The sequence below is a fragment of the Cupriavidus sp. FW305-3-2-15-C-LB2 genome (genome assembly GCF_058787575.1).
The window spans coordinates 1-18,505 of record NZ_JBYSZW010000052.1 but is presented as its reverse complement, the minus strand read 5'-3'; the positions used below and the strand labels follow the sequence as shown (position 1 = coordinate 18,505).

The following is an 18,505-nucleotide window of genomic DNA, read 5'->3' as shown; positions in this document are numbered from 1 at the left end:
TCAGCACTGGCAGGCGCCTTCCAAGACTGGCCCGCTCAGTTGCGCTTGACCAGCGGCGCCGGGAACCACTCCCCGGACAGGACCGGCTGGTCCGCCCCATAGAGCCGGAACGTCAGGTGGTAGTTCTTTCCCTTGGGCGTGGGCAGCCAGTTGCCGTCAGGCGCGTCCTTCGGCCTGGCAGGCGCGAAGTACAGCGTCAGCGAACCGTCCTCGCCATAGCTCAGCCTGGACTGCTTGTTGATCAGGAACCGGTTCTTCGCATTCGGGATCACGCGGAAGTTTTTGGCATCCACCGCAATCACCGACCAGAAGTATTTGACGTGGCGCGCGGGCAGCTCGTCCTTCGGGAAGGTGATGGTGTAGGTATTGCCGCCGTCGAGCTTGGTGCCGGTCCCGTCTGCATCCGTCTTGAAATAGACGACCTCATCCGTGCTGTTGGCCCAGATCCCGCCCAGGTTGATGCGGGTGCGGGTCTGGTAGTCGCTGCCGTACTTGCCGATGGTAGCGGGCCGGTTCCAGCCGTTCCTGATGGTACCTGCGGTGGAGAACGACTGTAAGAACGCCGGCAGCGTCTTCTCGCGGATGACCTTGTCCACCCGCGCGCGTTCGGCGAGGCTGCTGGCCACCGCGGCACTCACCGCGCGCACCTTGGCCTGGATGGGCTCCATGCCCGGATTGATGTCCGGCTCGGAGCGAAGCGCAACGGCTGCCGAGTCAAAGGCTTCAACGCCGGGGAGCTTGTCATTGCTGAAGGCGGGCGTGGCAGGTACCGGGGCAATCGTCGCCGTGCCAGTGATCCGTGTCGTGATCCGATGCTGCAGGGCAATGGCCTGCTTCTTGTCTGCGCCGATTTCCACCCGGGCCAGCACCCGCGAGGTCTTGCCCGGCAGGTCGATGCGCCTGGCATTGGGCGAAAGTGCCGCAGTGGCACCCTTCAGGCACATCGCGAATTCGCCGCCTGGATGGTCCGGATAGTTGCGTTCGTTGATATTGGCGACGGTTTCGCCCCAGCCGTTCAGGAACTGAATGGTGTAGTAGCGCCCCTTGATGGCCGGCACGCTGAAGACCGTGCAGGTCTTTTCGTCGACCGCAATCCAGGCCTCGCTGTAGGCGACATCCAGATTGGGGTTGGCCCACGACACACCGCCGACGTCGCGATGAATGATCCGGTTCCACTGGAAACCTTCTTTCCGGAAGTCGATTTGCTGCTGGCGCAGGACAAGCAGCCGGCCCAGCAGGTAGATGTAGGCATCGTTGATATCCTGTTCCGACACTGCGGTCGTCGCGGAGCCCGACGTGACAGCCGACGCCGCAGCCAACGCCGCGGCCGACGGGCTATGGCATCCGGCCAGGCCCGCCAACATGGAAACGGCCAGCATGGAGGCAGCGACAGCGCGGTTTGAGATAGACATGGGGCCCTCTCTTTCCAGTATCGCGATTTGCGGTCGCTAGACTGTCGCCGAGAGGTCGAAAAAAGTGAACTAAATAAATTCTTCAGGTGATCTGAATAAAGTCGATCCGGACAATTCTTTCGCCCCGGAGATGCCTGAGTGGGACCTACCACAGGGGGACTGATGTTGCATCGGAATGCCTGCGATTGGCACCCTACCGCGGTAGGCGCGCCAGCGGCCACCTATGCGCAGGGCAATGCCTCGAATGCGGGTAGCCGCTCAAGCGCCGCGGTCAGCGCAACCAGCGCCGGATGCCGCGCCGGATCGACCGCGCCCGGCATCATGAACTGCGCAAAGGTCCAGGTGACCGCGGCGGTCAGCTCGGCCTGGCCGGTTTCCGCCTCGCCAGCCGGGACCGGACGCGTGGCGAGTTCCGCCTCCAGCAGGGCAAAGGCGCTCTCGCGCTGGGCATCGACACGGTCCAGCCACGGCTGGTGCAGCTTGCCCGCCGGCCGCTGGCTGTGCTCATAGAAGTTCTGCACCACCTTCTCGCTCGCCGCCAGCGCCAGCCCGACGATGCGCAGCGCGGCCTGCCGTGACGCGGTTTGCGCCGGCATCAGGCTGCGGCCCGCCAGGGACTCGGCATAGTCGATGATAAGCGTCGAGTCCATCAGTACGGCCCCGTTGTCGCAGACCAGCGAAGGCGCCTTGACCACCGGGTTGATGGCATGGAAGCGCTCGAATTCACGGAAGACGGACACCGACTCATGCGTGAACGGCAACCCGAGCAGGCGCAGCGAGATCGCCGTGCGGCGGACATAAGGGGAATCAAGCATGCCAACCAGTCTCATGGTTTCACTCCGTGGTGGGATGGGTCCGGGACGGATTCCCGCCAATCATCCACCACGCCAGCCGGCCACGCCACCGCCCGGGCGTGTAAACTGCTGGATTTTTCGAATCCGGCGCAATGTTACAAGTGCCCCGGCGCACAGGTTTCAGCGGCCCGACACTCGTCCGCCTGCTGGCTCGCCTGACTGACGCCGATGCCCCTCCTCCTGCAAGCTCGCTCTCGAGCCAGCTGAGCCAATGGCTTGGCTGGGCGGATGCGATCGCGCTGTCATCGGCGCTGAAGGCCAATGCGCCGGCAACGCCGCCTGCCGCACGTGCTGCCGACAGCACTGAGGCACGCGAATGCGCGCGCGTGCGCGCCGCGCTGGCCGATGCCATCGTGGAAGACACCTCGCTTGCCGGCAAGCGGCGCGGGCCGGGCCGGCCGTCCGCGCTGCCCGACCCCGTGGACGCGCAGGTCGACTACGCGGTCTATCGCCAGCGCTACCTCACGCTGCAACAGACCATGGAGACCGCGATCGGCGACCTGCGCAGGCGCCTGCGCGGCGCGTTGTCCGGCCACGCACCCGGCATGGCCAAGCTGGCCATGGTCGATGCCGTGATGGAGCGCGTGCTGGGCGCGCGCGAACAGAGCCTGCTGGGCGCCGTGCCGACGATGCTGGAGCCGCACTTCCAGCGCCTGCGCCAGGCCGAAGCCGCGGCGCTGGCCGAAGCCCAGGCCGCGGGACAGCCCGCAACGGCCAGGCCCGGTGCATGGCTGGGGGTATTCCGCAAGGATATGCAGAGCGTATTGCTCGCCGAACTCGACATCCGCTGGCAGCCCCTTGAAGGCTTGCTGGCGGCGCTGCAGGACAGCTAACCAGAACATCATGACCCGATACCTTACCCATATTGTCGCTTTCCTGGCGGGCCTGGCCATCGTGTGCTGGATCGCCGCCGGCTATGCAGGCACGAACTTCCTGGCGCTGGCCGTGACGCTGCTGATCGGCGGCTGCTACCTGGCGGGGGCGTTGGAGCTGTACCGCTACCGCCAGGCCACCGCCACGCTGGCGCAGGCCGTCGCCGGATTGTCCGAAGCGCCGGCCAGCCTTGGCAACTGGCTGGAACGGCTGCATCCCAGCCTGCGCGACAGCGCCCGCCTGCGCGTGGAAGGCGAGCGCGTCGGCCTGCCCGGCCCCGCGCTGACACCCTACCTGGTCGGCCTGCTGGTGCTGCTGGGCATGCTGGGCACGTTCCTGGGCATGGTGGCGACCCTGCGCGGCACCGGCATCGCGCTGGAGACCGCCACCGACCTGCAGGCCATCCGCGCCTCGCTGGCCGCACCGGTCAAGGGCCTGGGCTTTGCGTTCGGCACCTCGGTCGCGGGCGTGGCCACGTCCGCGATGCTGGGGCTGTTGTCGGCATTGTGCCGGCGCGAGCGGATCCAGGCCGCGCAGGCGCTGGATGCCCGCATCGCCACCACGCTGCGTCCCTACTCGCGCGGCCACCAGCGTGATGAAGCGGTCCGGCTGCTGCAGCGCCAGGCCGACGTGATGCCGGCACTGGTCGAGCGCATGCAGGCCATGATGACCACGATGGCCGAACAGAACGAGGCCCTGACCGAGCGCCTGGCCGCCAGCCAGGACGCCTTCCACGGCAAGACCGAAGTGGTCTACACGCGCCTGGCGTCTTCGGTCGAGCAATCGCTGAAGGACAGCATCGCCGACAGCGCCCGTGCCGCAAGCGCAGCGATCCAGCCCGCGGTGGACGCGACCATGGCGGGCCTGGCACGCGAAACCTCGGCCTTGCGCGACAACGTGACCCAAGCCGTGCAACAGCACCTGGATGGGGTATCGAGCCGCTTCGAGAGCGCCACCGCGGGCGTTGCGGATACCTGGAACCAGGCGCTGGCCGGGCATCAACGCGCGAGCGAGGCACTGGCAGCGGACCTGCGCACATCCCTCGACGGCTTTGCCCAGACCTTTGAACAACGCTCGGCCGGGCTGCTGGACAATGTCGCCACCCGGCTCGACACGGCAGCCGCCAGCGCTGCCGACGCATGGCGCGAGGCGCTGGCGCGCCAGGAGCGCACCGGCGAGAAGCTCGCCGGCGACAACCGGCAGGCCCTGACGGCCGCCGCAGCCGCGTTCGGCGAGCATGCGGCGACACTGGTGCGCACCGTGGGCGAGTCGCATGCCGGGCTGCAGACGCAGCTGGCCGCGCACGACGCGCAGCGCCTGTCGGCCTGGACCGATACGCTCGGCACCATGACGACTGCCCTGCGCCAGGAGTGGGAACAGCTGAACGCGCATACGGTAAGCCGCCAGGACGAGATCAGCACTACGCTGGCGCAAAGCGTGCGCGACATCTCGGCCCAGACCCAGGCGCATGCCAGCCAGACCCTCGCGGAAATCGACCGCCTTGTGCAAGCCGCTTCGGACGCCCCGAAGGCGGCCGTTGCGCTGCAGGCGGAACTGGCCTCGCGCGACGAACAGCGCTTTGCCACCTGGGCCGATACGCTCGACAGCATGACCGCAGCGCTGCGCCAGGAGTGGGAGCAACTGAACACCCACACGGTAAGCCGCCAGGACGAGATCAGTACAACGCTGGCGCAGAGCGTGCGCGACATCTCGGCCCAGACCCAGGCGCATGCCAGCCAGACCCTCGCGGAAATCGACCGCCTGGTGCAAGCCGCGTCGGACGCGCCGAAGGCGGCCGTCGCGCTGCAGGCGGAACTGGCTGCGCGCGATGCACAGCGCTTCGCCGCCTGGACCGATACGCTCGGCACCATGACAGCCGCGTTGCGCCAGGAGTGGGAACAGCTGAACGCGCACACGGTAAGCCGCCAGGACGAGATCAGCACGACGCTGGCGCAGAGCGTGCGCGACATCTCGGCCCAGACCCAGGCGCATGCCAGCCGCACCCTCGCTGAGATCGACCGTCTGGTGCAGGCCGCAACGGATGCCCCAAAGGCGGCCGTTGCGCTTCAGGCCGAGCTGGCTGCGCGCGATGAGCAGCGCTTTGCCGGCTGGACCGATACGCTCGGCACCATCGCCGCCACGCTGCGCCAGCAGTGGGAACAGGCCAGCACGCACGCCGCCACGCGCCAGCAGGAGATCTGCGAGGCGCTGGCGCAGACCGCGCGCGCGATCTCGACCGAGACGCAGGCGCATGCCAGCACCACACTCGCCGAAATCGACCGCCTGGTGCAAGCCGCGGCCGAGGCACCCAAGGCCGCCACCACATTGCAGGCGGAACTGGCATCGCAGGACGCGCAACGCATGGCCGCCTGGACTGACACGCTCGGCACCATGGCCGCATCGCTGCGCCAGGAATGGGAACAGGCCAGCGCGCACACCGTCAGCCGCCAGCAGGAAATCTGCGAGACGCTGGCCGTCACCGCGCGCGACATGGCAGCCCAGGCGCAGGCCCAGGCCACCGGCACCATCGCCGAAGTCGCCCACCTGATGCAGGCCGCATCCGAAGCGCCCAAGGCCGCCGCGGAGGTCATCGCAGAACTGCGCGAGAAGCTCACCGACGGCATGGCGCGCGACAACGCCATGCTGGAAGAGCGCAGCCGCATGCTGGAAACGCTGGGCACGCTGCTCGATGCCGTGAGCCGCGCCTCCACTGAGCAGCGCAGCGCGGTCGACACCCTGGTCGCCACCACGGCGGACCTGCTGGACCGCGTCGGCACGCGCTTTACCGACAAGGTCGAAGCCGAAACCGGCAAGCTCACCGACATCGCCGCGCAGGTCACCGGCAGCGCGGTCGAAGTCGCGAGCCTGGGCGAGGCCTTCGGCGTGGCGGTGCAGCTGTTCAGCGAATCCAACGGCAAGCTGATCGACCACCTGCAGCGCATCGAGGCCGCGCTGGACAAGTCGATGACGCGCAGCGACGAGCAACTGGCCTACTACGTGGCGCAGGCGCGCGAAGTCGTCGACCTGAGCATGCTGTCGCAAAAGCAGATCCTTGAGGACCTGCAGCAGCGCGCCGGCCAGCAAGCGCCCAGCGCAGAGGCGGCATGAGAGAGGACCTTGACGCCGGCGTCGAGCCGACCGTACCGGCCTGGGCCGTCTTCGGCGACCTGATGTCGGTGCTGCTGGGCGCGTTCGTGCTCGTCCTGCTGGGGGTCATCGGCGTGCAGATGGAACTGTCGGCCAGGCTGGAAGCCGAGGTGAAGCAGCGGCAGGAGGAAGCACAGCGCCGCGAGACGCTGGAAAAGGCGCTGGCGGCGCCGCTGGCGGCCGGCCGCGTGACGCTGGTGAACGGCCGCATCGGCATCAGCGGCAACGTGCTGTTTGCGCTCAACTCAGACCAGCTGCAACCTGAAGGCCGCGATCTGCTGAAGAGCCTGGCGCAGCCGTTGTCGGCCTACCTGCGCAGCCGCGACGAGATCCTGATGGTGAGCGGCTTTACCGACGACCAGCAGGTGCGCGAAGGCAACCGCCGCTTTGCCGACAACTGGGAGCTGTCGGCGCAGCGCGCGCTGACCGTGACCCGCACCCTGATCGATGCCGGCATCCCGCCCACCTCGGTGTTCTCGGCCGCCTTCGGTTCGCAGCAGCCGGTGACACCGAATGCCGATGCCGAGGGCCGCGCGAAGAACCGGCGCGTCGAGATCTCGCCGGTGCCGCGTGTGACCGCGGGCACCGTGAAGCCGCATGGCTAGCCTCGACGTGGCAACCGATATCCGCGCGCAACTGGACGCCTGGCAGGCCAGCGGCGCCGATCAGGCCGATCCCGTGCGCTTCCGCCTGATGGAAGCACTGGCCCGCCGCGCCGCCGCACACAGTGGCGCGGTGCGGGGCTTGCTGGATGAGCGCCTGCGTGGCCTGGCCGCCGCGTATGCAGCCATCGTGCAGCGGCACACAGGCCAGGATAGCGATGGTGCCGATGGTGCCGCGCCGTCCGCGCCAACAGCCGGCCCGACAGCCAGCGCGCTTGGCGCACTCGTGCACGACATCACCGCACGCGCCAGGCCCGCCATCGCGATCGCCTCGAACGATGCACGATCGCCCACGCCGGTGCCGGCAACCGCACCCCAGTCCGACGCGCCGCTGGTCGACGCCCTGGCCGACTACTTCCGCGAGACCTGGGCCAGGGTCAGCGTCGAGCAGCACTTCCGCCTGTCGCTGGAACGCGTGCCGGAGAATGCCGGGCCGCTCAATACCGACCATCTCGTGCATCGTTCGCTGTCCCTGATGCGCGAGACGTCGCCGGAATACCTGCGGCATTTCCTGTCCTATGTCGAGGGCATGTCCTGGCTGGAGCAGTTGGGCGCGGCGGCAGCGGCCGAAAAAGAAGCGGCGCGCGCCGCCGCGGCCAAGAAGAGCGTGCGCGGCAAGGCTCGCAAATAGCAGTCCGGCCCGCGCCTCAGCGCAGCCGCACCACCACCTTGCCGAAGGCCCCGCGTTCCAGGTGGTCGAGCGCCGCGGGCAAGTCCCCGAACCCGTACTCGCTCTCGATCACCGGGCGCAGCCCCAACCAGTCCACGGCACGCACCAGGTCCTGCAGCGCGCGCCGGTGCGACACGCCGATCCCCTGCACGGTCACGCGGCCATGCAGCACCGGATAGACGCTGGCGCGCAGCTCATCCCCCTGAAGGTTGCCGATCACCGAGATCCGGCCGCCCTGCGCCAGCGCGGCAAGCGACCGGCCGAAGTTGTCTCCGCCAGCCAGTTCCAGCACATGGTCGGCACCGCGGCCTCCGCGCCCGGCTACCTGCGCAAGCATGGCACGCCGGCCAGCATTGCCGACCTGGCCTCGCACCGCTGCCTCGTCTACATGCATGGCGGCCAGTCCGTGCCCTGGTCACTGGCCGGGCCCGACGGCAATATCGCGCGGCCTGAGCTGGCTCACCATCTCGGCTTTGACGATATCGACACCATCGCCGCGGCAGCCATACGAGGCGCGGGCCTGGTCAATGTCCCCTTGTGGCTGGTGCGGGAACCGCTGGGCCAGGGCACGCTGGTGCGCGTGCTGCCGCAAGCCTCGGTGATCCGGACCCCGCTGCACCTGGTGTGGCCGCGCACCCGTTTCCTGCCGCACAAGCTGAGTGTGACGATCGATTTGCTGGTGGAGGCGATTCCCGGGGTGCTGGCGCTGGATTGACGCCGGCGTGCAAGCCGCCCGCTACCCCTTCACCGCAAACCCGTACAACGCTGCCGCGTTCCGCCACCGGAGCGCAGCGGACAAGGCCGCGCCGGCCTCCTCGCTGTCACCGGGCGCCCCTTGTCCCGGCCATGCGGCAAGCATCCGGCACTCGTCGACCCGAGCCGGCGCCTCGTGGTTGGTCCATGGCCAGTCGCTGCCCCACAGCAAGCGGTCATCGCCCACGACTTCGCGCCATCTCTGCGCAAGCCCGTGCCAGTCCTGAGGGGATGCAAGCCGGTACGGCGCGCTGATCTTCACCCAGACCTGGCGGCGCGCGCGCACGGCAGAGGCCACGTCGAAGATCGCGTCCGCGGTTCCTGCGGGACCGGGCCGGCCAAAGTGGTCAAGCACGACCGGCGCGCCGGTATCGCCAAGGGCCGCGTCAAGCTGCGCCAGCACCATGGCGCCATCGCCGTTGCGGGTATGGAGCTCGACATGCCAGCCGAGCCCGGCGATCCTGGAGAACAGCCCGCGCCACGGCACGGTGGCGATGCGCTGCCAGTCCGGATCGCCGTACAGGTTCAGGCGGATGCCCCGCACGCCGGCCGCGTGCAACGTAGCCAGTTCCGCATCCGTTACCTCAGGGCCGACCACCGCGACGCCGCGCAAGCGCCCGGGCATGGCCTGCAGCGCGGCCAGCAGCGCCGCATTGTCGGTGCCGAGAAAACTGGTCTGCACCACCACCCCATACATGTCCCCCAATCCGGCAAGCCGGGCGTGCCAGTCCTTCAGGTCAGCGGCATAGGGCGGCCGGTAGCGGGCCGATGGCGCGGCCGCTCCGGCATCGAAGACGTGGAAGTGGGTATCCACCAGCGGCAAAGCGCGCTTGCTCATCAGTCAGCCCCTCCGTGGCGCGGCTCAGTGGCGCGGGTATATCCGGATATGGCATCCGTATCCGCGTCAGTATTCTAGTCCTCTAGATGACATCGACATCAATTTAGCACGGGTTCGGCATGCCAGACAACGCGCTGCTCCAGACTACAACCACCGCCGCTGGCCTGAGCCGCTACGGCCAGATCGCGGCGGAACTGCAGGCAAATATTGTTTCGGGCGCGTGGACGCCCGGCAGCGCCATCCCTGCGGAAGGCGCGCTGGCCAGGGAGTTCGGCATTGCGCTGGGCACCATCCGGCAGGCCATCGCCGTGCTGGTCCAGCAGGGCCTGCTGGAGCGCGTGCAGGGCAAGGGCACCTTTGTGCGCAAGGGACTGAGCGGGGCCAGCCTGATGCGGTTTTTCCGCTTCGGCGGCGTCGATGGCGCGCCGGCGGTGCCGCGCTCGGAAATCCTGTCGTGCCGCGCCGTGCGCCTGGACAAGGCCATGGCAACCCGCTTCGGGCTGCCGACCGGCGCGCGCGGGCTGGCGATCTCGCGCCGCCGCTGGCTGGAGGACACGCCCCGGCTGCTGGAATCGATCTGGCTGCCGCTGCCGCGCTGCGAAGCCCTGCAGCAACTCCCGCCGGCGCAATGGGGCGACCTGCTCTACCCGCTGCTGGGCAGCGCCTGCGGCATCACGGTCCATCGCGCCGTTGACGAAGTGACCTTCCGCACGCTGGCAGCAGACGAGGCGGCCTTGCTGGACCTGCCGGATGCGCATCCGTGCGCGGTCGTGACCCGGCATGCCTTCGACCTGGGCGGCAACTGCATCGAATACCGGCTGACGCGGGGCGACGCCTTTGCCTTTCGCTATACCGCGGACGTCCGCTGACGGACCGCACCCGAGGAGACAGACCCATGCACGCACGCCACGCGATCGCCGCCACGGTCGCTGCCATGATCGCCACCACCACGCTGGCGCAGGCCGCCGACACCGCCGCGGCTTGGCCGGCACGGCCCATCACGATCGTGGTGACATATCCGCCGGGCGGCGGCGCGGACCTGATGGCACGGCTGATCGCGCCGGGCCTCGGGCGCGAGCTGGGCCAGACCGTCGTCGTCGAGAACCGCCCGGGTGCCGGCGGGCAGATCGGTGCCGCCTATGTCGCCAAGGCGGCACCGGACGGCTACACGATGATGGTCGATGCCTCCTCTTATGCGGTGAATCCCAGCCTCTATCCGCGCCTGCCCTACGATCCGGACAAGGCCTTCCGGCCGGTCGGCGTGCTGGCGCGCTATCCCAACGTGCTGGTGGCCACGGCGGGCTTCCCCGCCAGCAAGGTCAGCGACGTCCTGGCCATGGCCAGGCAAAAGCCAGGCTCGGTCGCCTTTGCGTCCTCGGGCAATGGCTCGGCGCAGCATCTGGCCGGCGTGCTGTTCGAGCAGCGCGCGGGGGTCGATCTACTGCATGTGCCCTACAAGGGCGGCGGCCCCGCCATGACCGATGTCATCGCCGGCCAGGTGCCGCTGTTCTTTGCCAACGTCGCTTCGAGCCTGCAGCACATCAAGGCCGGCAAGCTGAAGCCGCTGGCGGTGACCAGCCATGCCCGCACCCAGGCATTGCCGTCAGTGCCCACCATGCAGGAAGCCGGCGTGGCGAGCTACGAGGTCTATGAATGGAACGCGGCCTTCCTGCCCGCCGCAACGCCGGACCCGATCGCAGCGAAGCTCGCCGACGCCCTGCGGAAAGTCATGACCAGCCCCGAGATCCGGCAACGCGTGGCCGAGCTGGGCGGCGAGGTCGTGGCTGCGCCGCCAGCACAGGCACGGCAATTCATCGACGGGCAGGCCCGGCTATGGGCCAAGGTCATCCGGGACGGCAACATCAAGCCCGAATAGCACCAATTGGCACCGACTCTGCCCCACCACGGCCCAGCTACAGAACTTTGAGGAGAAATACATGACCCCGATAAATCCCCTTCGCCGCCATCTGCTCAAGACCACCGCCGCGCTGGGCGCGTGCGCGCTGGCACCAACACTGGCCCGCGCACAGGCCTGGCCGGCCAAGCCGATCCGGCTGGTGGTGCCGTTCGCGCCGGGCGGCAGCTCGGAGATCGTGGCGCGCTCCACCGCGGCGGAGCTGACCAAGCTGCTAGGCGTGTCAGTCTTCGTCGAGAACAAGCCCGGCGCGGCCGGCAATATCGCGATGGCCGAAGTCGCGCGCGCCGATGACAACCACACGCTGATCCTCGGCCATATCGGCACGCTGGCGGTCAATCCGTTTATCTTCCCGAAGCTGCCCTACGACCCCGTCAAGGACTTCCGCGCGATCTCGCTGCTGTCCAAGGTGCCGAGCCTGTACGTGGTCCACCCCGACGTGCCCGCGAAGAACCTGAAGGAGTTCGTGGCGCTGGCCAAGAGCAAGCCTGGCAAGCTGAACTACGGTTCGGCCGGCAACGGCAGCGCCGGCCACCTGGCCTTTGAATACCTGAAAGCCGCGAGCGGCACCTTCATCACCCATGTGCCGTATCGCGGCAGCGGCCCGCAGATCACTGACCTGCTGTCCGGAAGGCTGGACGCGGCCGCGGTCGGCGCGCCGGCGATCATCCAGTTCATCAAGGCCGGCAAGGTGCGCTGCATCGCCACCGGCACGACCCAGCGCATTGCCCAGCTGCCTGACGTGCCTACGGTCGCGGAACAGGGCTATCCCGGCTTCGAAATGACGCAGTGGTACGGACTGCTGGCGCCGGCATCGCTGCCGCAGGCGGCCGCCGACAAGCTGGCGGACGTCACCGCAAAAGCCGTGAAAAGCCCGACCTCGGTCGAGCGCCTGAGCGCGGATGCGGCGATTGTCGTGGGCGGCACGCCGGCGGAGTTCTCGCGCTTTATCGCGCAGGAGCAGCAGCGCTGGAAGCCCATCATTGCGCGCGCCGGGATCAAGCCGGATTGAGCGGACAGCCGCTCCCGGCACAGCCTCAGCCGGCGATGCCAGCCCAGCGCAGGTGCTTGTCCCAGTCGGCGTCGCTGATCACGCCGGACACGCCCTGCCGCTGGCCATCGGCGCGATAGAAGTAGGTGCGCGGCATCTCGCCCATCCAGTCCGGATCGACCGCATAGCGCAGCCGCTCCTGCGGCTCGTGCCCGAACACCCACGCGTTGCGCGTGAGCCTGACGCGCTGGAGCAGTTGCTGCACCTGTGGCAGCGCGTCGGGGTTGTCCGTCGCCAGCGTGACGACGCGCAGGTTTGGATGCTGCGCGCGCAGCTTGCCGATGGTGTCGAAGTTGCGCTTGCAATAGACGCAGTCGAGCGACCACACCACCAGCACAAAGGGCTTGCCCTGCTGGCTGGCTGCGAGCTGGGCGGCGCTGGCCGATGCGAACACGGCAACGCGCTCGGCCGGTTGACTGCCGGCATTGGCGGCAGTCATCGCCAGGGTCAGGACTGCAGCGGCGAGCAGCTTGCGGCGGGATGGCATCATGCGCCCTCCTTGCCCAGCGGGAACACCTGGAAGCCCTCGGCCTCGGTACGCCACAGCACGTAGGCGCGGCCGGCGTGCTGCAGCAGGTGCGGCTGGTCCGAGTCGCGCTCCGTGCCGGCCAGCTTGCGCGTCTGCCAGGTCTTGCCGCCATCGTGCGACAGCATGGCGGACAGCCGTGTCTGCCGGCCGTCGAACGATTTCCAGGCCACCGCGATCTCGTTGTCGTTCAGCGCGACGATGTCGGCATGCTGCGCACGCGGATCATCCAGCGGGCGCTGTGCCTGCAGCTTGCCGTCCTTCCAGCGCCCCACCGAGACCGTGGGCTTGCCTTCGCGCACGTTGAACCAGATCATGTGCACCGTGCCATCGGGCGCCACCGAAGCGCCGGGGCCGTGGTGCGGACAGGCATCGATGCGCCAGTCGTCGAAGGTGGCGCGCTGCACCGGCGTGGCCTTGCCGTCGGTGCCCAGCAGCGCCAGCGCGTGGTCGCGCGCGTTGGGCGGGAATACATGGCGCCACAGCGCCAGCATCTTGCCGTCGGGCGTGGGCGACAGCGCGATGCGGCAGCATTCGCACGACTGGTCGGCGACCTTGTAGTCGCCCTGGAAGGTCTTGCCGTGATCGGCCGAGACCGCGTAGTAGACCGCGGCGCCGGCGTACGGCTGCTTGCGCGCCTCGGCGGCAACCACGTCGCGCTTGTCGATCCAGCTGACGAAGACGCGCCCGGCATTGTCCACCGCGATGGCGTCGAAGCGGTGGGCGATCTGGTCGCGGTTGGCATGCACCGTCAGCGGTTCGGCGAAGGACTTGCCGCCATCGGTGGAACGCGCAAAGCGGATAAAGCCGGTCCACGGCTTGGGCAGCGGCTGGGTCCAGGTGACGAAGATATCGCCGTCGCGCCCGGTGGCGACCTTGGGCCGGCTTTCGTGATCGGCGGCGACCTGCTCCGGCACGCTGTTGACATGCTGCGCCGGCCCGAAGCTGCGGCCGTAGTCGGTCGATGCACGTACCGCGACGTAAGGGCCGTCCTTGTAGGCGACCCATAGCTTGCCGTTTCGATCGAACGCGGCGCCGGTGCCCAGCTCGCTCATCTTCGCGGCCTTGGCCTGCGCGCCGTGGCCGCTGTGATCGCCGTGCGTTTGCGCGGTCGCGGCCAGCGCGGCACCGGCCATCATCAGCCCGGCAACGATCAAGCGGAAACCGGGGCGAACGCCTTGCATGGTTGTGGTCAGCCTGTTCACGTGCTCAGAAGGAGAGTTTCGCCTCGGCGTAGAACGTCCGGCCCGGATACGGGTGATAGACGTAGTAGCGCTGGTCGGTAAGGTTGTCGATGCCAAGCCCGAGGCGCACGTTCTTCGCGGGCCGGTACGTCAGCTTGACGTCAAAGGTCAGGAAGCTGCTGGTGCCGCCGAAGGTGTCGGGGTTGACGTCGGAATTGTCGAGCGTATTGTACTGCCGCCCCGAATAGGTCATGGCCAGCGTGCCGGCCCAGGCCGGCGTGATGCGATAGGTGCCCATCAGGTTGGCCCGCCACCTGGGGATGCGGTAGAAGTACTTGCCCACCGAGGCCGGGTTGTTGGCGTTCTCAAGCGTCTTCGAATGGTTGTAGGCCCCGCTGGCCGACAGGTCGAAGCCGCTGACGAACACATCGCGCGCGTCATAGGCCAGCTCGATGCCGCGGGTGCGCACGCGGTCGACGTTCTGAAAGCTGGTGACAGTCGGGAATACCGTGGTGTTGGTCTGGCTGACCAGGGCATCGCGGATATCGTCCTCATACACCGAGACCCGGAAGTATGACGAATCCAGCGTGCGCTCGAAGGTCAGGTCCTTCGAGAACGACCGCTCGGGCTGCAGGTTGGGATCGTTGTTGATCAACGCGGTCCCGGTGATGCGGCCCTGGAACAGCTCGCTGACAGTCGGATAGCGATAGGCCTGGCCCAGCGACAACCGGCCCAGCCAGTCCTGCCCGAATGCCTTCTCCAGCGCCAGCTTGGGCGACCAGTTGGATTCGCTGCGCACCGGGTAGCCGATATCCACGCCGGGCTGGCTGCGGCTGCCGTCATAGGCGCGCCAGTGTTCGTAGCGCACGCCGGGGATCAGCTTCCAGTCCTCGGCAAAGTACCAGGCGTCTTGCGCATACAGCGCCTGGGTCTCGGTCTTGCCGGCAAAGGCGTTGTTGAAGGCGCTGATGGTGGCCGCCTGCCAGTCCGAGGTGTTGTAGGTGGTGTTGCTCAGCCGGTAATTGTCATAGTGGTAGCCGAACGTGACCCAGTGCCCGCCCTGCAGCTGCCGCGGCCGGTAGTCGGCCTTCAGGTCGAGCGTGCGCCAGCCGGTGCCGTCGCCATAGGTCACCGTGCCCGGCCCGCTGCCGACGGTGTTGGCGCTGCGGCTGATGTCCTTGCTGACATCGAACAGCGACGCCACGCCCGAGAAATTCCAGCCGGTCTCGTTGCGCGTACGCAGCGACAGGCCATAGAGCCAGCGCGCGTCCTCGCCATTGCTCGGGGCGAAGGCGTTGGCGGGAATCACATAGCGATAACCGCCGATATTCACGGGACCGCTCGACACAACATTGCCATCGGCATCGCGCAGGTAGCTGCCGGTGGCACTGGAGCGGTCCTGCTGCCAGTAGGCCGCGGTGAACTGCGCCTGCAGGGTATTGGTGATGTCGTAGCCGAGCTTGAGCCTGAGCTGGTCCTGCACGGTATGCGTGACGCCCTCGCTGTTCACGCCCATCACCACGCGCTCGCGGCCGGTCTGGTCCTGGTCGAAGTGCGCGCCGGTGACCGGCTTGTCGGCGGAAGTGGCACGGGCCGTGGAGCGCGCCGCGGTATAGAAACTCAGCGGCTGGCTCTTGCTGTCCTGCCGGTCCACGCTGACCAGCCACGAGAACTGGCCGACGCGGTCGCCCACATAGGCGTTGGCGTGGACCCCGTTGAAGTTGTCGTGCGTGCCATACAGGCTGAAGCGCTGCGTGAACAGCTGCACGCTGGCATCGCCCTCGAACTTCTCCGGCGTGCGCGTGGTGATCAGCACCGTCGCGCCCAGCGAGTTGCCGGGATACAGCGCCGAATACGGGCCGTACAGCACATCCATGCGCTCGATCTCGGCGCTGTTGACCAGCGACCAGCGCGGCGGGAAGCTGAAGTCCGATCCCAGCAGGTTGGACAGCAGCAGGCCGTCCGCATAGACCAGCCCCCGCGCCGACTGGCGCGAACTGGTGCTGCGCACCGAGATGATCGAATTCATATCGCCGATGAAGCGCTTGCGTACGGCGAGGTTGGGCGCGTACTTGAGGGCGTCTTCCGTGTTCACCACATTGAAGTCGGCCATGCGGCGGCGGCTGATGCCGTAGGCCGGCGAGGGCGTGTTGGGCGGTATGGCCGGCGTCTCGGCGCGCTCCGACTTGGCCGAGACCACCACCTCCTGCAGCGGCTCGGGCGCGTCCACCACCTGGGCGGCGGCGACGGCGGGGCCCATCAGCACCGCCGAAACGGCCAGTGCAATGCGATTCTTCTTCACTGGAAAACCTTGTTGTCGTCTTTTTCGACTCACTCCACCTGAGCGCAGCATACGGCGCCTCTCCCCGAGAGCGAGCGCTGACATTTTATGGGGCACGGGCGCGCAGGCCGATGCGACATAGCGACGCGGGCGGCAGGCTGCCTAAGCGTTAACCCGCATATCCAACGTCGAGCCTTGTCACTACATTGCCCGGATTGGCGTCAAGCCAATGTGATGCAGGGAGAGACTGTCGCGGCGCCCGCCGCGGACAGCGCCGAAGGAGCAACCGCCCCGGAAACTCTCAGGCAAAAGGACCGGCATCACCAGTCAGTGCACTCTGAAGAATGCCGGACGCTATCGTCCGCCGGCATACCGAAGGAGCAAGCGCGCCCCGCCCTCGCGGCCGGGTGGCGTGAATCTCTCAGGTCCAGAACAGAGGGGGCGTCCGCCACGCATATTGCGTCCGGGCTCCCACCATCGACGTTCCTGGAACCTGCAGATCATGAAATCAATCGCTGTCATCGGCGGTGGCATCACGGGTGTCACCACGGCCTACGCGCTGGCCCGGCGCGGATTCTCCGTCACGCTGTTCGAACGGCACCGCTATGCCGCCATGGAGACCTCGTTCGCCAACGGCGGCCAGTTGTCGGCCTCCAACGCCGAGGTCTGGACCCACTGGTCGACCCTCGTCAAGGGCATGAAATGGATGCTGCGCAACGACGCCCCGTTGTTGGTCAATCCCCGGCCCAGCTGGCACAAGCTGTCCTGGTTCGCCGAGTTCATCGCCGCGATCCCCCACTACCGCCGCAACACCATCGAGACCGCGCGCCTGGCCATCGCGGCGCGTGAGCACCTGTTCGCCTGGGCGGCGCAGGAAGGCATCGATTTCGACCTGAAGAAGGAAGGCATCCTCCATATCTACCGCGACAAGACCGGCTTCGAGCATGCCGGCCGGGTCTCGGCACTGCTGGCGCAGGGCGGGCTGGAACGGCGCGCCGTGACGCCCGAGGAGATGCGCGCGATCGAGCCGACGCTGGCCGGCTCGTACTACGGCGGCTACTTCACCGAGAGCGATTCCACCGGCGACATCCACAAGTTCACCAGCGGCCTGGCCGCAGCCATCGATCGGCTGGGCGTGCGCTGCCTGTACGGCCAGGACGTGCGGGCGGTGAAGACCGACGGCAGGCGCGCCACCGTGACCGTGCAGGACGGCGCCGACACGGCCACCTCCACCTTCGACGGCGCCGTGATCTGCGCCGGCACCGCCAGCCGCGCACTGGCCGCGGGGCTGGGCGACCGCGTCAACATCTATCCGGTCAAGGGCTATTCAATCACGGTCAACCTGACCGATGAGGCCAGCCGCGCCGCCGCACCGGTGGTCAGCCTGCTCGACGACGAAACCAAGCTGGTCACCAGCCGCCTGGGCGACGACCGCTTCCGCGTGGCCGGCACCGCCGAGTTCAACGGCTACAACCGCGATATCCGCGCCGACCGCATCCGCCCGCTGGTGGAATGGGTGCAGCAGTGCTTCCCCGGCGTCAGCACGCGCAGCGTGGTGCCTTGGGCCGGGCTGCGGCCGATGATGCCGGATATGCTGCCGCGCGTGGGGCGCGGGCGTGCGGCATGCATCTTCTACAACACCGGGCATGGGCACCTGGGGTGGACTTTGTCGGCGGTGACGGCGGATATGGTGGCAGGGGTTGTCGACCAGCATCTCGGCGCGAGGGTGGCAGTCGCGGCGGGTGCGCCGATGGCATTGGCCAAGGCTTGAGTTCGCGGGTGTTTTCTCCCCCTCTCCCATTTGTGGGATAGGGGCCACCGTGCTCGAACAGCGCCGCGTCATGATGGAAGCATGGCGCGGCGCATGTATACGCTTGAAAAATAGTGGATGTGTGCCCTATTTTCGCCCGGATGAATACCCAAGCCATCCACCAATTAATGAGGCTGCGACCATAGACACGAACCAGCCAACAAAGAACAGATTCGCTGCATGCTGATTCGTGTCGAACAAACTTCCTGTCCCGCGCAAAACTACAACGCCGAAGAGATATAACCCGCCCCAAGCAGCAAGCGTAGCCAGGACAGCACCAGTCATAGCGCCGATGACTGCTCTCAGTATCTTCATTTTACGGGGAAGAAAAGAATTGTTTTCGAGTTGCGAAAATCTGACCAAATACCCGGAACCACAATATTCAAACTTACTCTTAGACCAGTACCAAAGCCTGTGAGCTTTTCTCCATTCCATAAATCGATATGGCCTCCGCTAGCATTCCCTGCCACCTCTCCGTCACGCGTCCAATAGCCATCGAACATTATTATTCCGGTTCGCCCCTTTACCT

Annotated in this window: 16 protein-coding genes, 1 pseudogene and 2 riboswitches; of the genes and pseudogenes, 9 read left to right on the top strand and 8 right to left on the bottom strand. The window is 67.4% G+C overall.

Annotation, left to right across the window (positions count from 1 at the left end; genetic code table 11):
* Window positions 1–35: 35 nt before the first annotated feature.
* Both AC3WRR_RS28630 and AC3WRR_RS28625 read right to left on the bottom strand, forming a co-directional pair.
* Window positions 36–1,412, bottom strand: a complete 1,377-nt coding sequence (locus AC3WRR_RS28630; protein ID WP_439672449.1) for a DUF1214 domain-containing protein — start codon at window positions 1,410–1,412, stop codon at window positions 36–38.
* A gap of 221 nt (window positions 1,413–1,633) precedes the next feature.
* On the bottom strand, window positions 1,634–2,242 hold the full coding sequence (locus AC3WRR_RS28625; protein ID WP_492298739.1) for a glutathione S-transferase family protein: 609 nt from the start codon (window positions 2,240–2,242) through the stop codon (window positions 1,634–1,636).
* 116 nt (window positions 2,243–2,358) lie between these two features.
* Between AC3WRR_RS28625 and AC3WRR_RS28620 the strand changes: the two genes are divergently transcribed.
* From AC3WRR_RS28620 to AC3WRR_RS28605, 4 genes are read left to right on the top strand one after another with little or no spacing between them, the layout of a single operon-like run.
* Window positions 2,359–3,099: a DUF3348 domain-containing protein gene (locus AC3WRR_RS28620; RefSeq protein ID WP_058698512.1), complete on the top strand. Its 741-nt coding sequence runs from the start codon at window positions 2,359–2,361 to the stop codon at window positions 3,097–3,099.
* A 10-nt stretch (window positions 3,100–3,109) separates the two neighbouring features.
* On the top strand, window positions 3,110–6,247 hold the full coding sequence (locus AC3WRR_RS28615; protein WP_492298737.1) for a DUF802 domain-containing protein: 3,138 nt from the start codon (window positions 3,110–3,112) through the stop codon (window positions 6,245–6,247).
* Window positions 6,244–6,891, top strand: a complete 648-nt coding sequence (locus tag AC3WRR_RS28610; protein ID WP_010813237.1) for an OmpA family protein — start codon at window positions 6,244–6,246, stop codon at window positions 6,889–6,891. The genes AC3WRR_RS28615 and AC3WRR_RS28610 overlap by 4 nt, the downstream gene beginning before the upstream one ends.
* Complete coding sequence (locus AC3WRR_RS28605; RefSeq protein ID WP_011616653.1) at window positions 6,884–7,579, top strand: DUF2894 domain-containing protein; 696 nt, start codon at window positions 6,884–6,886, stop codon at window positions 7,577–7,579. The genes AC3WRR_RS28610 and AC3WRR_RS28605 overlap by 8 nt, the downstream gene beginning before the upstream one ends.
* A gap of 16 nt (window positions 7,580–7,595) precedes the next feature.
* Here the strand turns inward: AC3WRR_RS28605 and AC3WRR_RS28600 are convergent.
* Window positions 7,596–7,931, bottom strand: a pseudogene (locus tag AC3WRR_RS28600) (zinc-binding dehydrogenase); the annotation flags it as partial.
* Here AC3WRR_RS28600 and AC3WRR_RS28595 point away from each other — a divergent pair.
* On the top strand, window positions 7,911–8,333 hold the full coding sequence (locus AC3WRR_RS28595; protein WP_492298735.1) for a LysR substrate-binding domain-containing protein: 423 nt from the start codon (window positions 7,911–7,913) through the stop codon (window positions 8,331–8,333). The pseudogene AC3WRR_RS28600 and the gene AC3WRR_RS28595 overlap by 21 nt on opposite strands.
* A 21-nt stretch (window positions 8,334–8,354) precedes the next feature.
* Here AC3WRR_RS28595 and AC3WRR_RS28590 read toward each other — a convergent pair whose 3' ends face one another.
* On the bottom strand, window positions 8,355–9,209 hold the full coding sequence (locus AC3WRR_RS28590; RefSeq protein ID WP_058698513.1) for an amidohydrolase family protein: 855 nt from the start codon (window positions 9,207–9,209) through the stop codon (window positions 8,355–8,357).
* A 119-nt stretch (window positions 9,210–9,328) separates the two neighbouring features.
* Between AC3WRR_RS28590 and AC3WRR_RS28585 the strand changes: the two genes are divergently transcribed.
* From AC3WRR_RS28585 to AC3WRR_RS28575, 3 genes are all read left to right on the top strand, one after another.
* On the top strand, window positions 9,329–10,078 hold the full coding sequence (locus tag AC3WRR_RS28585; RefSeq protein WP_010813242.1) for a GntR family transcriptional regulator: 750 nt from the start codon (window positions 9,329–9,331) through the stop codon (window positions 10,076–10,078).
* A gap of 26 nt (window positions 10,079–10,104) precedes the next feature.
* Window positions 10,105–11,085 (top strand): tripartite tricarboxylate transporter substrate binding protein, encoded by a 981-nt coding sequence (locus tag AC3WRR_RS28580; protein WP_010813243.1) that lies wholly within the window; start codon window positions 10,105–10,107, stop codon window positions 11,083–11,085.
* A gap of 61 nt (window positions 11,086–11,146) precedes the next feature.
* Complete coding sequence (locus AC3WRR_RS28575) at window positions 11,147–12,136, top strand: Bug family tripartite tricarboxylate transporter substrate binding protein (RefSeq protein ID WP_011616649.1); 990 nt, start codon at window positions 11,147–11,149, stop codon at window positions 12,134–12,136.
* 25 nt (window positions 12,137–12,161) lie between these two features.
* Here AC3WRR_RS28575 and AC3WRR_RS28570 read toward each other — a convergent pair whose 3' ends face one another.
* From AC3WRR_RS28570 to AC3WRR_RS28560, 3 genes are read right to left on the bottom strand one after another with little or no spacing between them, the layout of a single operon-like run.
* Complete coding sequence (locus AC3WRR_RS28570; RefSeq protein ID WP_011616648.1) at window positions 12,162–12,665, bottom strand: TlpA family protein disulfide reductase; 504 nt, start codon at window positions 12,663–12,665, stop codon at window positions 12,162–12,164.
* Complete coding sequence (locus tag AC3WRR_RS28565) at window positions 12,662–13,885, bottom strand: sialidase family protein (protein ID WP_037025598.1); 1,224 nt, start codon at window positions 13,883–13,885, stop codon at window positions 12,662–12,664. The genes AC3WRR_RS28570 and AC3WRR_RS28565 overlap by 4 nt, the downstream gene beginning before the upstream one ends.
* A gap of 25 nt (window positions 13,886–13,910) precedes the next feature.
* Window positions 13,911–16,238 (bottom strand): TonB-dependent receptor, encoded by a 2,328-nt coding sequence (locus AC3WRR_RS28560; protein ID WP_492298732.1) that lies wholly within the window; start codon window positions 16,236–16,238, stop codon window positions 13,911–13,913.
* Window positions 16,239–16,394: 156 nt separating this feature from the next.
* A riboswitch (glycine riboswitch) is annotated at window positions 16,395–16,493 on the top strand.
* A riboswitch (glycine riboswitch) is annotated at window positions 16,494–16,612 on the top strand. It abuts the riboswitch before it with no gap.
* Between the two features lie 56 nt (window positions 16,613–16,668).
* On the opposite strand from AC3WRR_RS28560, the gene AC3WRR_RS28555 reads away from it, so the two are divergent.
* Window positions 16,669–17,937 carry a D-amino acid dehydrogenase gene (locus AC3WRR_RS28555; protein WP_010813248.1) on the top strand — a complete coding sequence of 423 codons (1,269 nt, stop codon included), beginning with the start codon at window positions 16,669–16,671 and terminating at the stop codon, window positions 17,935–17,937.
* Window positions 17,938–18,287: 350 nt separating this feature from the next.
* Here the strand turns inward: AC3WRR_RS28555 and AC3WRR_RS28550 are convergent.
* Window positions 18,288–18,505: T6SS effector amidase Tae4 family protein (locus AC3WRR_RS28550; RefSeq protein WP_492298731.1), on the bottom strand; the 218-nt coding region annotated here is incomplete at its 5' end.

What these genes read in the sequence shown, in the direction of transcription:
- AC3WRR_RS28605 (WP_011616653.1), top strand. Translation starts at nt 6,884, where the DNA reads ATGGCTAGCCTCGACGTGGCAACCGATATCCGCGCGCAACTGGACGCC.
- AC3WRR_RS28610 (WP_010813237.1), top strand. Translation starts at nt 6,244, where the DNA reads ATGAGAGAGGACCTTGACGCCGGCGTCGAGCCGACCGTACCGGCCTGG.
- AC3WRR_RS28580 (WP_010813243.1), top strand. Translation starts at nt 10,105, where the DNA reads ATGCACGCACGCCACGCGATCGCCGCCACGGTCGCTGCCATGATCGCC.
- AC3WRR_RS28575 (WP_011616649.1), top strand. Translation starts at nt 11,147, where the DNA reads ATGACCCCGATAAATCCCCTTCGCCGCCATCTGCTCAAGACCACCGCC.
- AC3WRR_RS28595 (WP_492298735.1), top strand. Translation starts at nt 7,911, where the DNA reads ATGGTCGGCACCGCGGCCTCCGCGCCCGGCTACCTGCGCAAGCATGGC.
- AC3WRR_RS28630 (WP_439672449.1), bottom strand. Translation starts at nt 1,412, where the DNA reads ATGTCTATCTCAAACCGCGCTGTCGCTGCCTCCATGCTGGCCGTTTCC.
- AC3WRR_RS28555 (WP_010813248.1), top strand. Translation starts at nt 16,669, where the DNA reads ATGAAATCAATCGCTGTCATCGGCGGTGGCATCACGGGTGTCACCACG.
- AC3WRR_RS28565 (WP_037025598.1), bottom strand. Translation starts at nt 13,885, where the DNA reads ATGCAAGGCGTTCGCCCCGGTTTCCGCTTGATCGTTGCCGGGCTGATG.
- AC3WRR_RS28615 (WP_492298737.1), top strand. Translation starts at nt 3,110, where the DNA reads ATGACCCGATACCTTACCCATATTGTCGCTTTCCTGGCGGGCCTGGCC.
- AC3WRR_RS28560 (WP_492298732.1), bottom strand. Translation starts at nt 16,238, where the DNA reads ATGCTGCGCTCAGGTGGAGTGAGTCGAAAAAGACGACAACAAGGTTTT.
- AC3WRR_RS28585 (WP_010813242.1), top strand. Translation starts at nt 9,329, where the DNA reads ATGCCAGACAACGCGCTGCTCCAGACTACAACCACCGCCGCTGGCCTG.
- AC3WRR_RS28620 (WP_058698512.1), top strand. Translation starts at nt 2,359, where the DNA reads ATGTTACAAGTGCCCCGGCGCACAGGTTTCAGCGGCCCGACACTCGTC.
- AC3WRR_RS28590 (WP_058698513.1), bottom strand. Translation starts at nt 9,209, where the DNA reads ATGAGCAAGCGCGCTTTGCCGCTGGTGGATACCCACTTCCACGTCTTC.
- AC3WRR_RS28625 (WP_492298739.1), bottom strand. Translation starts at nt 2,242, where the DNA reads ATGAGACTGGTTGGCATGCTTGATTCCCCTTATGTCCGCCGCACGGCG.
- AC3WRR_RS28570 (WP_011616648.1), bottom strand. Translation starts at nt 12,665, where the DNA reads ATGATGCCATCCCGCCGCAAGCTGCTCGCCGCTGCAGTCCTGACCCTG.